This is a genomic window from Dietzia sp. NCCP-2495 (assembly GCF_026011735.1).
Classification (GTDB): domain Bacteria; phylum Actinomycetota; class Actinomycetes; order Mycobacteriales; family Mycobacteriaceae; genus Dietzia.
Window position 1 is genome coordinate 114891 of the sequence record NZ_BRVN01000004.1, and the last position, 19119, is coordinate 134009.

Genomic DNA, 19119 nt, shown 5'->3' on the forward strand with positions numbered 1-19119 from the left:
GGTCCGCACCCGCACGGCCGGCGGGCGGGAGTTCGGCGAACCCGGCGGCCGGGTTCAGCTCATCGGCGGCGCCTGCTGGTCAGCGGGCCTTCCAGACCGGCGCGCGCTTCTCGGCGAACGCGCGCGGTCCCTCCATCGCGTCCTCCGACGTCATGACGGTGATCATCTCGGTGTCGCTGATCTTCCACTTCTCGACCTCACCCGGCCGCGTCCCGTCGGCGATCCCCAGCGCGACCCGCTTGCTCGCCTGCACGGCCAGCGGCGCGTTGGCGGCGATCACCTCCGCCAGCTCCAGTGCGGTGTCCAGCAGAGCGTCCGCGGGGACGACCCGGTTGACCAGGTGCAACTCGAGTGCGCGCTCCGCTGAGATCGGCTCACCGGTGAGCATCATCTCCATCGCCACCCGGTGCGGCAGCTGCTCGGCCAGTCGGAACGCCCCGCCGGCGGCGGCCACGAGCCCGCGCTTGACCTCGGGCAGGCCGAACTTCGCGTGGTCGGCGGCCACCACCAGGTCGCTGGCCAGCGCGAGCTCCGTCCCGCCACCCAGCGCCGTGCCGTTGACCGCGGCGATCACCGGGACGGAGACATAGTGCTGCGCCATGCCGGCGAAGCCCCACTGCCGGTTCTCGGCCGGGAAGATGTCCTCGCCGCGGGAGATCGCCTTGAGGTCGGCGCCCGCGCAGAACGACTGGTCCCCGGCGCCGGTGAGCACCACGACACGGATCTCGGGATCGGTGTCGGCCTCGTGCAGCGCGTCTCCCAGCAGCGTGCTGACCTCGCCGTTGACGGCGTTGCGGGCCTCGGGGCGGTCGATCGTCACGAGCAGGACGTTGCCGCGGCGCTCGCTCCGGACGGCGGGGGACTTCTCAGAATCTGTCATGGGCCCAGTCTCACCCGCCGCGGCGTCTGCCCGCAGGCTCTTCCCGCCTTGCGCCCCGCGCCGGGCCCCCGTCGCCCGCCCTGACCTCCGCCGACCGGGCGCGGGCCGCCGGCGGTCGCGACGGCCCGGACGTCCGGTTCCGGGGGCTGCGCGACGGCGCCGACGGGGACGACGACGAGGGCCGCCGCGGCCAGCGCGAGGGCGGACAGGATGGTTCGCACCTGATCTCCTCCTGGTTGTGGGGCGATCAGGCCGTGGTGGCGCCGGACCGCTCCGGTGGGGCGGTCACCCCCGAGGGGGATTCGTGCGCCCATTTCGGATATATTTGATTTGAATCATGGCTCACGGCGCCCTCCAGTGGTGCTCCTTCTCGTGAAATGAGGTGGCGGACTTGACCCCCACTCGACTCTCCCCGCGTCCGCAGCTCTCTGAGGAGGTCGCCGACCACGTCCGGACCCGCATCATGAGCGGGGAGGTCCGGCCGGGCGACTTCATCCGACTCGACGAGACCGCGGCCGCGCTCGGAGTGAGCGTGACCCCGGTCCGCGAGGCGCTGCTGACCCTCCGCGGCGAGGGCCTGGTGGATCTCGTCCCGCGTCGCGGGTACCTGGTCTCGCCGATGAGTCGGCAGGACATCGAGGACATCTTCTGGCTCCAGGCCGAGCTGACCAAGCGGATCGCCGACCGGGCGGTCGACCTGTTCGACGCCGCGGGGTTCGACGCCCACGAGCGCCTCATCGACGAGTTCGAGGCGGCCTCCGCCAACAACGACACCGACAGCGTGGTGCAGTCGCAGTACGCGATCCACCGGTCCATCAACCGCGCCTCCCGCTCGGACAAGCTGTCACGGTTCCTGTCCAATGCGGCCCGGTACATGCCGTACCGGCTCTACGCCCAGGACCCCGCGTGGCGCGAGCACGCCCTGGTGAACAACCGGCGGATGCTCGAGGCACTCCGCGCGGGCGATCAGCAGACCGCCCACGCCGTGGTGGACGAGGAGTTCACGGCAGGTGCCCGGCTGCTGATCAAGCACCTCGAGAAGGCCGGCGTCTGGGATGAGGTGTCCGAAGACGGCTCACGGCCGGTGACGGTGGCCGCCGCCGAGGCCTGAGGCCTTGCCTCCCGCCGGGGCCTGAGGCCCGGCCTCAGGCCCGGCCTCAGACCAGCGGCCGCCCGGTGCGCACCCGCCACCGCATGTCCAGCAGCAGGAGCCGGTAGGTGATCGTGCGGACCGGCTCGGGGAGAGTCCCGTTAAGCCGGGCGGTCACGGCGAGGAACCTCTCGAACCGGCGCTGGTCCCGTGGCGTCCACGGCAGGCCGATCTCGTCGCGGAACTCGCGGTGCAGGAACCCCGAGGTGATCCACCTGGCGGTCCGACCGAACAGCAGGGTCGCGGGCTGCGGCAGCATTCGCAGCTCGGTCAGCCCCAGCAGGTGCTCGCGGACGGGAGGGTCGAATCGCACGTGGGAGATGCCGTCGCGCCAGTAGTCGTCGAACTCCGCGCGCGTGGCCGGCCACTGGTCCCGTCGCACCTGCAGGGTCGTGCCCAGTGTCGGAGCCGAGGCGTAGAAGGCCTCCCGGTCGGAGTCGGTCATCGGGCCGTGCAGCCACTCGAAGACGTCCTCGAACCCCACATACAGGCAGGCGGCGACCCACATCTGCAGCTTGGGGTCCATCGCGGAGTACTTGACGCGACTCTCGGGCGTGGAGTGCACGAGCTTGTGGACGCGGTCCACGGCCTCGCGATAGAGGCGCTTGTCCTCGTCGGTGCCGATCGTGGCCACCGCCAGGTACTGGAACGTGGTGCGGGCCCGCTTCAGCGGTCGCTTGTAGACGTTGCCGGTGTCCACGCGGCTCTCGCGGACACCCCAGCCCACCTGCGGCCAGGACAGTTGCATGATCACGTTCGCGATGCCGCTGGCGGCGCCGAGTGAGTCGATCGCGTCGGTGAGCTGCGGCGGGGCCGGGCGGGCCACCGCCGGTGCGGGTGCGCGGTGCAGTTCGTCGAGCATGGGTGTGTCTCCTTGGGTGGTGATCGCGCCCGGGTCCGGTGTCCGGCTCAGGCGAGTTGGGCGTCGTCGAGCAGCCAGCGGTCGCCGTCGCGGACGACGGTCACGACCATCCGGCTGGAGTCGACGCGTCCGTCCGGGACGGTGACGTTGGTGACCTCCTGGTCGAGGAAGACCAGCACCACCGCGGTGTCGCCGTCGATGCTCTCGACAGCGGAGTGACTGACGGTCCCCGTCGAGGTGCCCTCCCCGCTGGCCAGCAGGTCACGTAGTCCGTCCGAGACCTCGCGGTACCGGTCGGCGAACCCCGGGGTCGCCTCAGCCACCACGGCGTCGAGGTTGGCGTCCACGTCGGCGTGGTCGTAGGTCGCCAGCTGCACGACCAGCCGCGAGGCCTCCTCGGCGGCGCTCCGACGCAGGTCGTCCTGCCGGTGCTCCTGCTGGAGCAGAAAGCCCAGCACTGCCGCCGCGACGGCGAGGAGGACGACGACGGCGACGCCGACCGTGGCCCGGCCGGTTCGCGGCCGCGCGGTGCCGCCGTCTGAGACAGCAGCCGGGTCGCCGTCCGGGGCTGTGGCCGGGGCGTCGGAGCCTCCGGTTCGGGTATCAGCGTCCATGGGCGTTCAGTCCTTCCATCATCGTGGTCCAGTACGCGGCGATCTCTTTGCCGGTGGGGATGAGCGCCGGGTCCTCGGCCATCTCCGGGCCGATCCGGGTTCCGGGTTCGGTGGCGTTCGCCAGGCCCTCGTCGTTCGGTCTCGGCGCCGCCCGCGAGCCGCGTTGCTCGAGGTCCTCGCCGGGCGGGCAGTACATCCGCAGGTTCGGCTCCCGCCAGGAGTCGTCGGCGATGTCGCGGGGCTCATACGGGTAGACGCAGACGGGTCCCTGCGTGGCGACCAGCTGGAAATCGGCCCGCCCGTTCCGCACCGTGCCGGCCAGGGACCGCAGTCCGCGCTCACCCTGGGTGAGGCCGGCCTCCCACGCGGGTCCACGCTCGGCGAACACCGGCGTCACGACCAGTGTGTTGGCCAGGAGCCCGGCCGCGTTCTCGCGGTTGGCGTCCAGCAGTCGTTGGGCCCGCAGCATCGCCTCGGGCGAGGTGTCGAGCAAGTAGACGAGGGTGTCCTCGCGGCGGGCGAGCTGCCCGGTCACGTCGCGGGCGACCGTCGCCGCACCCGTGGCCGGAGCGTCGCGTTCGGCCAGCGCTCGCACGGTGACCAGTCCGTCGTCGACGATCCCCCGCAGGGTCGGCGCGGTGTCGGCCAGGACCGTGGACAACCGTGCGGTGTCCTCGATGATCTGCCCGAGGCGTTCCCCGTTGCCCGCGAGCGCCTCGGCGTTTGCCTCACCGATCGTGGCCAGGGCCGCCGGATCGATCGCCTTCAGGGAGGTCTCGATGTCCGCGATGAGGTGCTCGAGCTTGGCCGGCTGGTCCTCCGGCCGGATCGTCAGCACGTCCCCGTCCTGTAGGTATTGCCCGGCATCGCTGACCGGTCGCACGTCGAGTCGGTTATCGCCGAGGGCGGTGCTGGTCACCACCTGGGCCGGCGCCTCCGCGGGGATCCGCGTCCCGTCGACGATGCGCAGGTGGAGGTCGACCCCACCGGAGCCGTCCAGAACCGCGTCCTGGATCACGCCCACGTCGACGCCGCGGTACGTCACACGCACGCCGGGACCCAGGCCGCGGGCGTCCTCCATGTGGGCCATCACCTTGAATCCGCGGGCGACGTCGGCGTCCTCAGCGATGTAGCGGATGCCGAACCCGATCGCGACCACCGAGATGATCGCGAAGAGCACCACTTGCATGGCGACGTGTCGGTTCACGGCGCACCTCCCTGTCCCGGACCGGCGGGCGGCTGCCCCACCGGCGGTTGGGCGTCCGGCGGGCCGGTCGCGCCGAGCGGCAGCGGCCGACCGGCCCGCGCCTCACCACCGGTGCCGAGCGCGTCCAGGGAGCCGGGCAGGTCCAGGGCGCCATCGAACATCATCTGGTCGCCGCGGACGGCCTCGTCGAAGTAGCCGACGAACGACTCCAGCGCCGCCAGCGTCGGGGCAACTTCGTCGCCGAAGCCCTCCATGTCCTCGAGCAGGACCCTCAGCGTCGCAAGCGACGGGGCGATCCGGCCGTCCGTGCCGGTCGTGAACTGCTCGACCTGCACCGTCAGTGCGGCGGTGGTGTCCATGAGCGCGAGGATGGTCTCGCGGCTGGCCGCCGCCTCGGAGACCAGGTCGGCCGAGACCTCCATACCGCGGTCGATCAGATCGCGCCGCGCCGCGAGCGCGGAGTTGACTCGGTCGAGCGCCACGACCGTCCGGTCGATGTCGTCCCTGTGCAGTTCGTACAGCTCGAGCGCACGGTCCCCGCGGTCGCGGATGCGGCCGATCTCCTCGCCGCGCCCGTCCAGCGCGACCGTCAGCTCCTCCATCACGGTGCCCAGCTGGTCGATCCCGCTGCCGTTGAGCAGCAGGCCGAGCGAGGCCAGGCTCGACTCGAGGTCGGGACCCACCCCGGTGTGGGACAGCGGCACGAACCGGGTGTCCTCGAGCAGCCCGGAGGACTCCTGCGACCGCTGCTCACTCGGCGGGGTCAGTGCGATGAACGGGCTGCCCAGCGCGGTGGGCAGGCGGATCTCGGCGAACACGCCGTCGGGCACGCCGGTGTCGCCGGCGAGCCGCACGCCGATCACGGCGTCTGAGCCGTCGGTGTCCACCGAGCGGACGCGCCCGACCAGGCTCTCCCCGTATCGGACCTCGGCGCCGGGCGCCAGCCGGTCGGCACGGGAGAAGCGCATCTCCACATCTGCCGATCCCTCGCCGGTGTCCATGCCCAGCGGCACGGCCTGCAGCGACAACCGCGGCGAGTTGAGCGCGACAAGGGTCGCGAGCACGAGTAGCACCACCCCGACGAGCACGAGCGCGCCCCGCCGCACGTGGGGCGCCACCCTGGTCTCACGCATCGTCAGCCACCCCCGGTGATCTGCTCGAGTGCACCGACGACCCCGATCGGATCGTCCTGTTCGACGGGGAACATGAGCGGGTTGGTCAGTCCGGCCCCCGTGCACAGCGGCAGGGGCTGGCGGGCGCACAGCTCGCGGCCGCGCGCGAAGTGGGTGATGTTGGAAGAGACGTCGAGCCGGATCCGCGCCCGCCCGTCCGGCCCGATGCTGTCGGCGAGATTGCCCATCATCAGCGGGTACAGGTCGAGGAACTCGGCGAAATCCGTGCGATGCTCGGCGTACAGGGCGGTGACGTCGCGGGTCGCGTCGGTGGCGGCGGTGATGTCCTCCCCGCGTTCGGCGACGATCGCGTCCAGTTGGTCGAGGATCACCCGCAGGTCCTCCGCCGGGGCGGCCACGTCGATCTGGTCCTGCCGGATCTGGCGACCGAGGTCGTCCAGGCCCAGCACGAGGTCGCGCATGGTCTCGTCCCGCGCGCCGGCGGCGTCCATGAGCACGGCGATCTCGGTGATGATCGCCTCCAGGTCCTCGGCCCGGTCGCCGCCCACGGCCGAGACCGTCGACAGGTTGCGGATCGCCCGGTTGAGCGTGGCGCCGCGGCCGTCGAGCGCCTCGGCTCCCCGGTCCAGTCCGCGGGCGATCTCGTCGGCCCCGGGCGCGAACGCCGAGCTCAGGGTGTCGATGCTGGAGACGAACTCGTCAAAGGCGAGCGGCGCGCGGGTCCGCTCGGCGGGGATGGTCCCGTCCGCGGGGAACTCGGGACCGCCCTGGTAGGCGGGGGTCAGTTCCACGAACCGGTCGGCGATGACCGCGGGGTTCATGACCACCGCGCCCACGTCCTCGGGGAGCGTGGTGCCGGGGTCGAGCGACAGCTGCACCCGGACCACGTCGCCCGCCGGCTCGACCTGCTCGACCAGCCCCACCTCGACGCCCACGATCCGCACCTGGGAGCCGACGTACACGCCGTCGGCGTTGGTGAACTCCGCCGTCAGTCGGACGCGGTCGTCGGTGCGCGCACCGGACAGGAGCCAGGCCAGGACCACGACGGCGACGACGACGACGAGGGACAGCACCGACAGAGCCCGTGTGCGTGTCAGTTGCATCCGTCCAGCACCCCCAATGCGCAGAGCGCCGAGTCCGGGATGGGGCCCGACGGTGCGCCGACGTCCGTCCACGCGCCGTTACCGGTCGCATCGGTGACGGCACGCAGGCCGGGCGGCATCCGGGTGAGGACCTCGTCCATCACGTCGATGTTGCGCTGATAGGTCTCGCTGATCGAGCGCATGTTCACCAGTAACTGGTCCACGTCGGCGGACTCCTCCTCGAGCAGCGAGCGGACCCGGACCGCGAGGTCCTGCAGGGAGGTGACCATCGCGCTGAGGGCCTCGCGTCGCTGGGTGAGCACGGTGACCAGCACCCGTGACTGGTCGGTCAGAGCGTTGATGCTGGCCTCCTGCGAGACCAGCACACGGGTCAGCTCGCGCGTGGTGGTGACGACCTCGGACATCCGGTCCCCGTCGCGGGCCATCAACCCGAGCGCGGCGGAGATGTCGTCGATCGCCTCGCCGGTGCCCTCGGCGTCCTGGGGCAGGATGCTGTCGAGGTTGTCGATGAGGACACTGACGGCCTCCACGTCGAGCCCCTCGGCGAAATCGGTGAGCTCTCCGCCGATGTCGTCGATCATGTACGGCGAAGTGGTGCGCGCGACCCCGATACGCCGCTCCGGCCCCAGATCGCCGCCGCCGGCCGGGACCACCGCGAGGAAGCGGTTGCCCAGGACCGACTTGAGGCCGATCGTCGCGGTGCTCGCCTCGCCCAGCTCCTGGCCCCGGTCCAGGCGGAACTCCACCACGGCCAGGCCGCCGCCCATCGACAGGGAGTCCACGCGGCCGGTGGGGACGCCGGCCACCAGGACCGGGTCGCCGGCGCGCAGGCCGCCGGCATTGTGGAACTCGGCCGAATAGTGCTGGGTCCGCAGCGTGTACCAGAGTCGGGGCAGGGCCAGGCTGGCCCCGAACAGGGCGATCACCAGCAGGATGGACACCGCCCCCACGAGGACGGTGTTGCCCCGCCGCTCGTGTCGGGGGTCGCGGAACAGGTCGACCAGGCTCTCGCGGATCAGGGTGACGGTTCTCATCGGCAGGCCTCCGAGTTCCGGTAGCCGAACAGGCTGGTCTCCCAGTCGTCCCACTTCACGGTGAAGTTGCACATGTAGAGGGCGAGGAACCCACCCTTCTGGGACATGGCGTTGACCTCCCGCGCGAACACCGGCGCCTGCCGCAGCGCGGCGTCGAACGCGGGCGTGTTGGGGATCCAGCCGTCGGTCGTGTGGCGGGTCGCGCTGACGCTCGCCCGCAGGTCGGCATCGGTCTCGTCCAGCATCGCGGCCAGCGTCGCTGCGGAGCTTCCCCCGCGCTCGATGAGCAGCGCCAACTCCTGCCCGTCACCGTCGGCCAGTGCACCGGAGACCGTGTCGAGACCGCGGATGAGTTCCTGCAGGTCCGCGCCGCGGTCTGTGAGCGTGGTGTTGAGGGCCTCGATGTTGTCGGCCAGCCGGACGTAGACGTCCTCGCGGCCCACGATGTCCCGGCTCAGCAGCGCCAGCCTGGACAACAGGACGTCCATCGCGCCGGGCTCGCCTTGGAAGGCGGCCACGACGGTGGTCGACAGGCTGTTGACCTCCTCCGGTTCCACCGCCTCGAACAGGGGCTTGAATCCGTTGACCAACGCGGTCAGGTCGACGGGGTCGGTGGTCCCGTCCAGCGGGATGGTCGACCCCTCGGCCAGCTCCGCGTGGCCGCCCACCGCGGGCTCCCCGTCGGCGGTGGGGTCCAGCGACAGGTAGCGGATGCCGAGCATGTCGCCGTAGCGGACGGACGCGCGTGCGCCGTCGGTGACCGGGTGGGTGCGCTCCACCTCGAAGTCCACCACCGCGATCACGTCGCCGTCCGGACCGAGTTCCCGACGGACGCCCTGCACCACACCCACGCGGACACCGGCCACCGTGACCTCCGAGCCGGCGCCCATGCCGCCGACGTCGGTGAACTCGGCGCTGTAGGTACGCGAACCCCACCCCACGGGCGGGCGCAGCGTGTTGACCACGAGGACGGTGCACAGCACACCCACGAGGCAATAGGCGAACAGCTTCAGGGCGGGCATCATGCCGGAACGGGAGGTCATCGGATCGTCACCTCGGTCCCCCGCACGAGCGGGGCGAGCATGGTCCACGCCGCCGCGGCGGGATCCGCCTCGACGGACGGCGGCACCGGCGAGCCGGGCTCGGAGGCCGCGGCCGACTGCGGCTCCCGAAGGTACTCCCTCTCGGCGGCGGCGTTGATCGTGCGGCTGACCTCGGACGCCGCCCCGGGCACAGGTGCAGGACCCGCCGCGAGCTGGGCCGGGGTGTCGTGCCCGGGATCGGCCCCGGCCCCGGCGGCAGGCGCGGGCGCGCCTGTGCAGGTCGAGCCGTCCAGGCCCGGGTACCGCGGGCAGTCCTGTGGCCCGTAGGGCATCGGGTCCGCGAACGACGGCACGGCGGTGATGTTGAACCGGCCCGTCTGGAACACCGTCGTCCCGGCCTCACCCATCGGCCGCATGGCGTACAGCGTGCGGATCACCCCGTGGGGATTACGCGCGGTGCGGTCGAACACGACCCCGGTGTCGTTGACGAGTCGGATCGCCCCGGGGACGGTCTGATCCGCCATGAGGACACCGGAGCGGGTGGACGCCAGTCCGGCGTCGAGCAGGCGGCTGATCGAGCCGGGCCGGTCGAGGACGATCTGCGACAGCCGCGTGGCCTCCTCCACGGTCGCGAGGATCTCCGGCGTCGCGTCGGCCAGGTCCTCGGTGAGCCTCGCCAGGTCCGGCGAGGCGTCCGCCGCGTTCTCCAGGGCCGGGGACAGGTCGGCACCCGCCCGGTCGGCGTCGGAGATCGTCCGTCCCAGAAGCTCCCCGCGGCCGTCCAGCGCGCGGGCCAGAGCGGTGAGTGTGACCTGCAGGTCCTGCGGCTTACTCGCGGCGAGAAGGTCGCTCGCCCGGGTGAACACGTCGTACAGCAGCACGGCCTCCTCCGAGGTGTCCGCGTGCAGTTCCGCGCCGCTGGTGAGGGGCGCGTTGCCCGTCGCTGCGTCGGGGGAGACCAGGTCCAGCCGGATGTCACCGAACAAAGTCCGCGGCACCACGCGCACCAGCACATCCGAGGGGATGCGCTCGGCGAACTCCCCGCCGATGAGCATCTCGACGCGGGTGCCCGGCACGGTGACGGTGTCGTCGTCGTCATCACCACCACCGGCGACCCCCGACCCGGCGGGAACCCTCGTGCCCTCCGACTCACGGACGTCGCCCACCTTCACACCCAGGTGGTACACGGGCGCGTCCACCGGCACCCGGCCCGCCTCCGCCGGCAACATCACGGTCGCCGTGGCGCCGGTGTCGAACACGCCCGCGCCGCGCCCGACCAGCAGGACCGCCGCCACCACCGCGACCACGGAGAACACCACCCCGCGGACGATCAAGGTCCGCCGCGGGGTCGGCCCCGCCACGCGCCGCCTCACGTGATCCCCAACGCCGGGACCTCGGGCACCAGGCCCCACAGGGCGAAGGTCAAGACGATGTCGAGGAAGCCGATCGCGAGGATCGACGTCCGCAGCGCGCGGCCCGCCGCCCGGCCGACCCCCTCCGGACCGCCCGTCGCGTAGTAGCCGTAGCTGCAGTGCACCAGCACGATCACCGCCGCGAACACGATGGCCTTGATCAGCGAATAGACGACATCCTCGGGGCCGAGCGCGATCTGGAAGAAGTGGTCGTAGGTACCCGCCGAGCCCCCGTTGACGTACACCACCACGACCCGGGTCGCGATGTACGTGGCCACCAGGCCGATCGCGTACAGCGGCACGATGCAGATCATCGTGGCGATCAGGCGCGTGCCCGCCAGGTACGGGATCGTCGGCACGGACATGGAGTCCAGGGCGTCGATCTCGTCCGAGATCCGCATCGAACCGAGCCTGGCGGTGAAGCCCGTGCCGACCTTCGCGGCGAGCGCGATCGACGCCACCACCGGCGCGAGCTCGCGCGTGTTGGCCATCGCCGAGAGCATCCCCGACAGGGTGGTCATGCCGATCAGATCCAGGCCGCGGTACGTCTCGACCCCCACCATGATCGCCGCGACGGCCGACATCGCCAGCACGATCCCCACCGTGCCGCCACCGGCGACCAGCGACTTGGAGCCGAAGCCCACGTCCACGACCTCGCGGAGCACCTGCCCGCGGTAACGGACGAGTGCCGTCGGCAGGGACACCAGGACCTTGCCCGCGAACGTGACGTGCCGGCCGACCTCGGCCATCGCCGTGCCGACCCGGCCCGCCTGACCGGCTGCGCGCATCGCGCGCACGCGCTGCCACGCGGTGGTCTGCGCGACCCCGAATCCCCCCATGGCCCCGCTCCCCCTAATACTTTCCGACCGAGGGCACGACCAGGCCGTACACGGCGGAGAACACCGTGTTGATCACGAACACCGTGACGAAGGCCAGGACAACTGTCTCGTTGACCGCGTCCGCGACACCACTCGAGCCCCCACTCGCGTGCAGTCCCTTGAACGTGGCGATGAGCGCCGAGACGATCGCGAACGCGACCGACTTGACCATCGCCATCCACAGGTCAGACGGCCGGCCGTACGCGCTCAACGTCTGGAGGAACGCGCCGGCCGACTCCCCCTGCCCGTACACCTGGTAGATCAGGCACGCGACCACGCCCATCGCCGTGACCAACGCGCACATCACCACCGACACCAGGACAGTCGCGATCACCCGCGGCACCACGAGCCGCTCGACCACGTCCAGTCCCATGACCTCCATGGCCTCGACCTCCTCGCGGATGGTCCGGGACCCCAGGTCCGCACAGATCGCCGAGCCCCCGACCCCGGCGAGCATCAACGCGCAGACCAGCGCCGAGGCCTGGCCCACCACGACGAAGGCCACCACGGCCCCCGCGTAGCCGGCCGCCCCCAGTCGGCCGGCCATCTCGCCCACCGACACCGCGACCAGCACGCCCACCGGCAGCATGAGCAGCAGGGCCGGAATCGAGCAGACACGGGCGATGAACAGGGCCTGGTCGCGGGTCTCGGTGAGCGAGAGCCGGCCGCGGACCACGGTCGTCACGCACGAGGTCAGCGTGAACACCGAGAACCCGACGAGCGCGCCGACCTGGCCCGCCAGATCGGTGACCGGGCCGCGGCCGGTGGGCAGGTGGAAAGTCATGAGACTGGGCCTGCCCTACCCGGTCAGACGCCGACCGAGCCGTGCTCGGCGCGCAGCGTGCCCTTGACGACCTTGCCGCTGGCGTTGCGCGGAAGCTCGTCCAGGATCACCAGGTGCTTGGGGAGCTTGAAGCCCGCGAGCTTGTCCCGCAGCCAGCCGTTGAGCTCGTCGAGCGTGAGGTCCGGGCCCTCGGTCTCGTTCAGCGCGACCACCGCGACCGGCACCTCGCCCCACTTGTCGTCCTTGCGGCCGATCACCGCGACCTCGCGGATGGCGGGGTGGCCGGCGATGATGTTCTCCACCTCGGCGCAGTAGATGTTCTCGCCGCCGGAGATGAGCATGTCCTTCTTGCGGTCCACCACGTAGACGAAGCCCTCGTCGTCCATACGGACCAGGTCGCCGGAGTGGAACCAGCCGCCCTCGAACGCCTCGGCGGTCTCGGCGGGCTTGTTCCAGTAGCCGGACATCATGGTGGGCCCGCGGTAGACGATCTCGCCCACCTCACCGGGGGCGACCTCGTCGCCGAGCCCGTCGATCACGCGCGCCTGGACCGTGGGGATGACCTTGCCGACGGAGCCGAGCTTGCGGATCGCGTCGTCGCCGTCGAGGGCGCAGGTGATGGGACTCATCTCGGTCTGGCCGAACACCGCACAGTTGAGCGCGTCGGGGAAGGTCTCCGCCATGGCCCGCAGGATGGTGTCGGTCGACGGGGCGGCACCCCAGGAGATGTTGCGGAGCTCCAGGCTGCGCGGGCGGGCCTGCTGCTCGGCGCAGACGGCCTGCCACTGCACCGGGACCAGGAAGATCGAGGTGATCTTCTCGGCCTCCAGGGTGTCCAGCAGGGCGGCCGGGTCGAAGGCCTGCAGCGGGTGGATGACGGTGGTCCCGCCCAGCTGGAGGCTCGGGGCGATGGATCCCAGGGCCGCGATGTGGAACATCGGGGCCGCGCACAGGGCACGGCCGTCCTCGTCGAAGAGCCGGAACACGCGGATGCAGGTGAGCGACTGGGCCGTCAGGTTCTCATAGGAGAGCATCGCGCCCTTGGGGCGGCCCGTCGTGCCCGAGGTGTACATGATGAGCGCGGTGGCGTCCTCGCGGACGTCGACCGGCGGGTGCGCCTCGGGGTGGGCCTCGAGGGCCTCGGCGTAGGTGGTCTGGTCTGCCGTCCCCGGCTCTCCGCCGATCACGATGTGCTCGCCGGGTTCCTCACCCTGGGCGCGGATCGCCCCGACGAGCGGCGCGAGCATGGCATCGGTGATGACGACCGTCGGCGAGCAGTCGCTCACCAGGTAGGCCAGCTCACCCGGGGTGAGGCGGAAGTTCACCGGGACGGCGATCGCGCCGAGCTTGTTGATGCCCAGCACCGCCTCGACGAACTCCGGGTTGTTCAGCGTGATGAGCATGACCCGGTCGCCCTCACCCACGCCGCGGGAGGCCAGGGCCGCAGCGAACCGGCCGGAGCGCTCGTCGAGCTGCGACCAGGTGGTGGTCTGGCCGAGGTAGCGCAGCGCCTCGCCCTCGGGGTTCATCTCGGCGTGAGTGGCCACCCACGTGTTCCAGTTGTTGCGTCGCGCCGCGTGCAGCTCGACGATGGGATCAGTGGCAGTGCTCATGATCTCGGCCTTTCGGAAAATGCGGTGTGAGCGGGGGTCGACGGGTCAGGAGAAGGTGGGGCGGCGTTTTTCGAGCATGGAGGCGACGCCTTCGGCGAAGTCGGCGGATTGGAGGAGTTCGACCTGGCCTTCGTGTTCGCGGGCCAGTGCGGCGTCGAGTTCGGCGAGTGTCGCGCCGGTGACGGCCTTTTTGGTCAGTTCCAGTGCGCGGCGTGGGCCGCGTGCCAGGCGGCGGGCGGTCTTGGCGGCCGCGGCGCGCAGCTCGCCTGAGGGCAGCACGTCGATCGCGAGTCCGACCTGCTTCGCCTCGGCGGCGGAGACGGCGTCGCCGCGCAGCAACATTCGGGAGGCCACCGACCGTCCGACCTGAGCGGGTAGCAGGACGCTGGCGGCGCCGTCGGGCATGAGGCCGATGTTGGTGAACGCGAACAGCAGGTAGGCGTCCTCGGACATGAGCACCAGGTCTGAGGCCAGGGCCAGGGACACGCCGACGCCGGCGGCGGGGCCGTTGACCGCGGCGATCACCGGCACCGGCGTGGTGAGCACTGCCCGCACGAGTGCGGCGGCGTTGTCCATCGTCTGGTCCGGGGTCGGGGCGTCGTCGCCGGCCTCGGCGATCGCCTGCAGGTCTGCGCCGGTGGTGAACGCGGGGCCTTCCCCGGCGAGGACGATGACCCGGGTGTCGGGGTCGGTGCCGTGCCCGGTGATCAGCTCGATCAGTGCGGTGACGGTGGGGGCGTCCAGTGCGTTCATCCGGTCGGGGCGGTTGATGCTGATGGTCACCACCCCGGCGTCGTCGGTGTCGACTCTGAGCGCGTCGGCTCCTGTGGGGGTCATCGTGCTGCCTCCTTCGTGGCGACCATCCCGGCCAGGCGGGAGGTGATGATCTCTTCGGCCTCGTCGATCATGCGGTCGACGAGCTGGGCGGCGGTCGGGATGTCGTCGATGAGGCCCTGGCACTGCCCGGCGGTCCAGATCCCGGCGTCCAGGTCGCCGTCCTCGAAGACCTTGCGGCCGCGGGCTCCGGCCACGAGGTGCGCGATGTCGGAGAACTCGACACCCTCGGCCTCGCGGGCCACGACCTCGGTGGAGATGGCGTTGGCGGCCACGCGGGCGGTGTTGTGCAGGGTGCGGAAGATGAGCTTGGTGTCCAGCTCGGTGTTGGCGACGATCTGCTCCTTGACGGCCTGGTCCACGGGGGATTCGACCGTCGCCATGAAGCGGGTGCCCATGTTCGCCCCGTCGGCGCCCAGTGCCAGGGCGGCGACCAGGCCGCGGGCATCGGCGATGCCTCCGGAGGCCAGCATCGGGATGGACAGTTTCGCCGCGGCGGCGGGGATGAGGACCAGGCCGGGCACGTCGTCCTCACCCGGGTGGCCGGCGCACTCGAAACCGTCGATCGAGACGGCGTCCACGCCCAGTTGCTCGGCCTTGAGTGCGTGCCGCACCGAGGTGCACTTGTGGATGACCTTGATCCCGGCCTCGTGGAACACCGGCAGGTGCTCCTTGGGGTTGGATCCGGCGGTCTCGACGATCTTCACGCCGGACTCGACGATCGCCTGCCGGTACTCGTCGTACGGGGGCGGGTCGATCGCGGGCAGGATCGTCAGGTTCACCCCGAACGGCTGGTCGGTCAGCTCCCGACAGCGGGCGATCTCGCGGGCCAGGTCCTCCGGGGTGGGCTGGGTGAGTCCGGTGAGGATGCCCAGCGCCCCGGCGTTGGAGACGGCGGCGGCGAGCTCGGCCCGGCCGACCCACATCATCCCGCCCTGCACGATGGGGTGCCGGACCCCGAACTCCTCGGTGAATCGGGTGCGCATCACGGCTGGACCTCCTCGTAGGTGCCACCGTTGGCGGCCTTGTCGCGCAGGGAGGCCGGCGGGGTGAACCGCTGGCCGTAGGCGGCGGCGAGTTCGTCGGCGCGCGCGACGAATCCGGGCAGTCCGCCGGGGTACTGGTCCATGTAGCGGGCCACGCCGCCGGTCCAGCCGGGGAAGCCGATCCCGAGGATGGAGCCGACGTTGGCGTCGGTGGTGGTCTCCAGCACGCCCTCGTCCAGGCACTTGACGGTCTCGATCGCCTCGGCGAACAGCATCCGGTCGATCGCGTCCTGCAACGGGATCTCGGTGGCGGGGCCGAACGCCTCGGCCAGGCCCGGCCACAGGCCGGCGCGCTTGCCGGCCTCGTCGTACTCGTAGAACCCGGCGCCGGTGGAGCGGCCCTTGCGGTCGTGGTCGTCGATCATCCGGTCCAGGACCGTGTCAGCGGGATGGGCCGGCAGTGGCGTCCCCTCGGCCTCGGCGGCCTGTCGGGTCTCGTCCCGGATCTTGCGCGGCAGGGTCAGGGTGAGCTCGTCCATCAGCGCCAGCACCGGGGCCGGGTATCCGGCCTGCGAGGAGGCCTGCTCGATCGTCGGCGCCGGGACGCCCTCGGCCAGCATGGCCATGCCCTCGTTGGTGAAGGTGCCGATCACGCGGGAGGTGAAGAAGCCACGCGAGTCGTTGACCACGATCGGGGTCTTGCCGATCTGCGCGACCAGCGCCAGCGCCCGACCGAGAGCATCCTCGGAGGTCTTCTCGCCCTTGATGATCTCGACCAGCGGCATCTTGTCCACGGGCGAGAAGAAGTGCAGGCCGATGAAGTCCGCCGGCCGGTCGACGCCGTCGGCGAGCATCGTGATGGGCAGGGTGGAGGTGTTGGAGCACAGCAGCGCATCCGGGGCGATGTGGGGCGCGATCTCCGCGAACACCTGGGCCTTGACCTTCGGGTCCTCGAACACGGCCTCGATCACGGCGTTCGCGCCTGCAGCGTCCGCCGGGTCGGTGGTGGGCGTGATGCGGGCCAGCAGGGCCTCGCCCTTGGCCTGCGCCTTCTGGCGCGCCTCGCCCTCGGCGGCCCGGGACACGGTCTTGGCGACCAGCTTCTCCGAGTAGCCCTTGCCCCGCTCGGCGGCCGCGGAGTCGATGTCCTTGAGCACCACCTCCATGCCTGCCTTGGCGCACACATAGGCGATCGCGGCGCCCATCATGCCGGCGCCCAGGACGACCACCTTGCCGACCGGCTCACGCTCGGCGGAACCATGCTTCTTGGCCAGACCGTTGGCCTTCTGCAGGTCGAAGAAGAACGCGCGGATCATGTTCTTGGCGGTCTGACCGGTGGCCAGCCCGGCGAAGTAGCGGGCCTCGATCGTCGAGGCGGTGTCAAAATCCACACCGGCGCCCTCGACGGCCGCCGACAAGATCGCCACCGGCGCCGGGTAGGGCGCGCCACCAAGTTGCTTGCGCAGCATCGCCGGGAACGCCGGCAGGTTGGCGCCGAGCGACGGGCTCGACGGCGTGCCGCCGGGCATGCGGTAGCCCTTGCGGTCCCACGGCTGGGTGGCCGCCTCCGGGGTGCCGGCGTTGGCGGTGATCCACGCCTTGGCCGCCGGCAGCAGGTCCTCGGCTGATGCGACCAGTTCGTCGACCAGGCCGATCTCCAGTGCCTTGCCCGGACTCAGTCGCTTGCCCTCCAGGAGGACGCCCATCAGTGCGTTGGCCACACCCAGCATCCGCACGGTGCGGATGATCCCGCCGCCTCCGGGCAGCAGGCCCAGGCCCACCTCGGGCAGGCCGAGCTGGATGGCCGGCGAATCCACCACGATGCGCCGGTGGGTGGCCAGGGCGATCTCGAGGCCACCACCCAGGGCCGCACCACCGATCGCGGCCACGACGGGCTTGCCCAGGGTCTCCAGCCGCCGCAGCGGGGCCTTGGCCCGATCCACTGTCGCTATCGCCAGATCGGCCCCGTCTGCGGGAATGGACAGGATGTCGCCCAGATCGCCACCGGCGAAGAAGGTCTTCTTCGCCGAGGTCAGCACCACGCCGGTGATGTCGTCGACCTCCGCCTCCAGGCGGTCAACAGTCGCCTCCATCGAGGCCAGGTAGTCGGCGTTCATGGTGTTGGCGCTCTGGTTCGGGTCGTCCAGGGTCAAAACGACGATGCCGTCGGCATCGCGCTCGTAGGAGATGGTGTTGGTGAATTCACTGCTCATGGAAGTCGTGTCGTCCTTCGTGAAAAATCTGCGGCCTGGGCGGATCAGAGGCGTTCGATGATGGTGGCGATACCCATGCCGGCACCCACGCACAAGGTGGCCAGGGCGTATCGGGCGTCGCGGCGTTCGAGCTCGTCCAGCGCGGTGCCGAGGATCATCGCGCCCGTGGCACCCAACGGGTGGCCCATGGCGATGGCGCCGCCGTTGACGTTGATCTTCTCCATCGGCACGCCCAGGTCCTTGGCGAACTTCATCGGCACGGAAGCAAACGCCTCGTTGACCTCGAACAGGTCGATGTCCTCGATCGACAGTCCGGCCTTGGCCAGCGCCTTCTGCGCGGCCGGGGTGGGCCCGGTGAGCATGATCGTCGGCTCGGAACCCACCACCGCTGCCGAGACGATCCGAGCCCTCGGCGACAGGCCGTTGCGCTCGCCGGCCGCGGCATTACCGATCAGCATCGCGGTGGCACCGTCGACGATGCCCGAGGAGTTACCGGCGTGATGGACGTGGTCGATCTTCTCCACGGCGTGGTACTTCTGCAGCGCCACCGCGTCGAACCCGGCCTGCTGCCCCAGAGCCGCGAACGAGGGCCGAAGCCCCGCCAGGTCATCCGCGGTCGTGCCCCGACGGATGTGCTCGTCGTGGTCGAGCATCACCTGACCGGCCGAATCCACCACCGGGACAACCGAACCGGCGAAAAGGCCCGCATCCCACGCCGCAGACGCGAGCTCCTGCGAACGGGCCGCGAACTCGTCCACATCCCGCCGGCTGAAGCCCTCGATCGTGGCGATGAGATCCGCGCCGATGCCCTGCGGCACGAACGACGTGGAGTAGTTGACTCGCGGGTTCTGCGCCCACGCGCCGCCATCGGACCCCATCGGCACGCGCGACATGGACTCCACACCGCCGGCGATGACCAGATCCTCCCAACCAGCGCGCACCTTCTGCGCAGCCAGGTTGACCGCCTCCAGACCCGACGCACAGAAGCGGTTCTCCTGAACCCCGGCGACCGTCTCCGGCAGACCCGCCGCGATCGCGGCGATCCGCGGCAGCACCGCGCCCTGCTCACCCACCGGAGCCACGATCCCCATCACCACGTCCTCGATCTGCGCGGGATCGAGGCCGGAGTTGCGTTCCACCACCGACTGGAGCACACCGACCGCGAGATCGATCGGCGCGACGCTGTGAAGCGAACCGCTGGACTTGCCCCGTCCTCGGGGCGTACGCACCGCGTCGTAGATGTAGGCCTCAGGCACTGACATGTGGAGGGATTTCCTTTCGGGTGGACGTGTGGTCGTCTCCGTCGTCACCACGCTGGCATCTTGGATTCGATCACATATATCTGTGAATTGGGGTTTACTATGGCCACTGTA

General features: G+C 70.8%; 18 protein-coding genes. 1 reads left to right on the forward strand and 17 read right to left on the reverse strand.

From position 1 onward, the window contains the following. Window positions 1-79: 79 nt before the first annotated feature. Window positions 80-880: a crotonase/enoyl-CoA hydratase family protein gene (locus OPF83_RS05955; RefSeq protein ID WP_264886323.1), complete on the reverse strand. Its 801-nt coding sequence runs from the start codon at window positions 878-880 to the stop codon at window positions 80-82. Next, complete coding sequence (locus OPF83_RS05960; RefSeq protein WP_264886324.1) at window positions 877-1101, reverse strand: hypothetical protein; 225 nt, start codon at window positions 1099-1101, stop codon at window positions 877-879. Before OPF83_RS05960 ends, OPF83_RS05955 begins: the two co-directional genes overlap by 4 nt. A 161-nt stretch (window positions 1102-1262) precedes the next feature. Between OPF83_RS05960 and OPF83_RS05965 the strand changes: the two genes are divergently transcribed. Beyond that, window positions 1263-1991, forward strand: a complete 729-nt coding sequence (locus OPF83_RS05965; protein WP_264886325.1) for a GntR family transcriptional regulator — start codon at window positions 1263-1265, stop codon at window positions 1989-1991. 46 nt (window positions 1992-2037) lie between these two features. On the opposite strand, the gene OPF83_RS05970 is transcribed toward OPF83_RS05965, so the two are convergent. The 15 genes from OPF83_RS05970 to OPF83_RS06040 form a co-directional block, all read right to left on the reverse strand. After that, window positions 2038-2892 carry an oxygenase MpaB family protein gene (locus OPF83_RS05970; RefSeq protein WP_264886326.1) on the reverse strand — a complete coding sequence of 285 codons (855 nt, stop codon included), beginning with the start codon at window positions 2890-2892 and terminating at the stop codon, window positions 2038-2040. A 47-nt stretch (window positions 2893-2939) separates the two neighbouring features. Continuing rightward, window positions 2940-3506 carry a hypothetical protein gene (locus OPF83_RS05975; RefSeq protein WP_264886327.1) on the reverse strand — a complete coding sequence of 189 codons (567 nt, stop codon included), beginning with the start codon at window positions 3504-3506 and terminating at the stop codon, window positions 2940-2942. Beyond that, window positions 3496-4713, reverse strand: a complete 1218-nt coding sequence (locus OPF83_RS05980; protein WP_264886328.1) for an MlaD family protein — start codon at window positions 4711-4713, stop codon at window positions 3496-3498. Before OPF83_RS05980 ends, OPF83_RS05975 begins: the two co-directional genes overlap by 11 nt. Further along, window positions 4710-5846, reverse strand: a complete 1137-nt coding sequence (locus tag OPF83_RS05985; protein WP_264886329.1) for an MlaD family protein — start codon at window positions 5844-5846, stop codon at window positions 4710-4712. The genes OPF83_RS05980 and OPF83_RS05985 overlap by 4 nt, the downstream gene beginning before the upstream one ends. 2 nt (window positions 5847-5848) lie before the next feature. Then, complete coding sequence (locus OPF83_RS05990; protein ID WP_264886331.1) at window positions 5849-6949, reverse strand: MCE family protein; 1101 nt, start codon at window positions 6947-6949, stop codon at window positions 5849-5851. After that, complete coding sequence (locus OPF83_RS05995; protein WP_264886332.1) at window positions 6940-7983, reverse strand: MCE family protein; 1044 nt, start codon at window positions 7981-7983, stop codon at window positions 6940-6942. The genes OPF83_RS05990 and OPF83_RS05995 overlap by 10 nt, the downstream gene beginning before the upstream one ends. Then, complete coding sequence (locus tag OPF83_RS06000) at window positions 7980-9026, reverse strand: MCE family protein (RefSeq protein ID WP_264886333.1); 1047 nt, start codon at window positions 9024-9026, stop codon at window positions 7980-7982. Before OPF83_RS06000 ends, OPF83_RS05995 begins: the two co-directional genes overlap by 4 nt. Then, window positions 9023-10387 (reverse strand): MCE family protein, encoded by a 1365-nt coding sequence (locus OPF83_RS06005; protein WP_264886334.1) that lies wholly within the window; start codon window positions 10385-10387, stop codon window positions 9023-9025. The genes OPF83_RS06000 and OPF83_RS06005 overlap by 4 nt, the downstream gene beginning before the upstream one ends. An 8-nt stretch (window positions 10388-10395) precedes the next feature. Further along, on the reverse strand, window positions 10396-11226 hold the full coding sequence (locus tag OPF83_RS06010) for an ABC transporter permease (protein ID WP_264886445.1): 831 nt from the start codon (window positions 11224-11226) through the stop codon (window positions 10396-10398). A 64-nt stretch (window positions 11227-11290) separates the two neighbouring features. Continuing rightward, entirely contained in the window at window positions 11291-12100 is an 810-nt protein-coding gene (locus OPF83_RS06015) for an ABC transporter permease (protein ID WP_264886335.1), read from the reverse strand. Window positions 12101-12123: 23 nt separating this feature from the next. Next, complete coding sequence (fadD5, locus tag OPF83_RS06020) at window positions 12124-13713, reverse strand: fatty-acid--CoA ligase FadD5 (protein WP_264886336.1); 1590 nt, start codon at window positions 13711-13713, stop codon at window positions 12124-12126. Between the two features lie 45 nt (window positions 13714-13758). Then, window positions 13759-14550 (reverse strand): enoyl-CoA hydratase-related protein, encoded by a 792-nt coding sequence (locus tag OPF83_RS06025; protein ID WP_264886337.1) that lies wholly within the window; start codon window positions 14548-14550, stop codon window positions 13759-13761. Further along, a complete protein-coding gene (locus tag OPF83_RS06030; RefSeq protein ID WP_264886338.1) occupies window positions 14547-15533 on the reverse strand; it encodes a nitronate monooxygenase family protein in 987 nt (328 codons plus the stop codon). Before OPF83_RS06030 ends, OPF83_RS06025 begins: the two co-directional genes overlap by 4 nt. Beyond that, complete coding sequence (locus tag OPF83_RS06035; protein ID WP_264886339.1) at window positions 15533-17746, reverse strand: 3-hydroxyacyl-CoA dehydrogenase NAD-binding domain-containing protein; 2214 nt, start codon at window positions 17744-17746, stop codon at window positions 15533-15535. Before OPF83_RS06035 ends, OPF83_RS06030 begins: the two co-directional genes overlap by 1 nt. A 44-nt stretch (window positions 17747-17790) precedes the next feature. Beyond that, window positions 17791-19008, reverse strand: coding sequence for an acetyl-CoA C-acetyltransferase (locus OPF83_RS06040; protein WP_264886340.1), 1218 nt, complete (start codon window positions 19006-19008; stop codon window positions 17791-17793). Window positions 19009-19119: the final 111 nt, after the last annotated feature.

Bases quoted from the DNA above. Each gene is read 5' to 3' on its own strand.
- OPF83_RS06030 (WP_264886338.1), bottom strand. From the start codon at position 15,533: ATGCGCACCCGATTCACCGAGGAGTTCGGGGTCCGGCACCCCATCGTG.
- OPF83_RS06000 (WP_264886333.1), bottom strand. From the start codon at position 9,026: ATGACCTCCCGTTCCGGCATGATGCCCGCCCTGAAGCTGTTCGCCTAT.
- OPF83_RS06040 (WP_264886340.1), bottom strand. From the start codon at position 19,008: ATGTCAGTGCCTGAGGCCTACATCTACGACGCGGTGCGTACGCCCCGA.
- OPF83_RS06025 (WP_264886337.1), bottom strand. From the start codon at position 14,550: ATGACCCCCACAGGAGCCGACGCGCTCAGAGTCGACACCGACGACGCC.
- OPF83_RS05995 (WP_264886332.1), bottom strand. From the start codon at position 7,983: ATGAGAACCGTCACCCTGATCCGCGAGAGCCTGGTCGACCTGTTCCGC.
- fadD5 (WP_264886336.1), bottom strand. From the start codon at position 13,713: ATGAGCACTGCCACTGATCCCATCGTCGAGCTGCACGCGGCGCGACGC.
- OPF83_RS06015 (WP_264886335.1), bottom strand. From the start codon at position 12,100: ATGACTTTCCACCTGCCCACCGGCCGCGGCCCGGTCACCGATCTGGCG.
- OPF83_RS05970 (WP_264886326.1), bottom strand. From the start codon at position 2,892: ATGCTCGACGAACTGCACCGCGCACCCGCACCGGCGGTGGCCCGCCCG.
- OPF83_RS06010 (WP_264886445.1), bottom strand. From the start codon at position 11,226: ATGCGCGCAGCCGGTCAGGCGGGCCGGGTCGGCACGGCGATGGCCGAG.
- OPF83_RS05975 (WP_264886327.1), bottom strand. From the start codon at position 3,506: ATGGACGCTGATACCCGAACCGGAGGCTCCGACGCCCCGGCCACAGCC.
- OPF83_RS06035 (WP_264886339.1), bottom strand. From the start codon at position 17,746: ATGAGCAGTGAATTCACCAACACCATCTCCTACGAGCGCGATGCCGAC.
- OPF83_RS05985 (WP_264886329.1), bottom strand. From the start codon at position 5,846: ATGCGTGAGACCAGGGTGGCGCCCCACGTGCGGCGGGGCGCGCTCGTG.
- OPF83_RS05955 (WP_264886323.1), bottom strand. From the start codon at position 880: ATGACAGATTCTGAGAAGTCCCCCGCCGTCCGGAGCGAGCGCCGCGGC.
- OPF83_RS05990 (WP_264886331.1), bottom strand. From the start codon at position 6,949: ATGCAACTGACACGCACACGGGCTCTGTCGGTGCTGTCCCTCGTCGTC.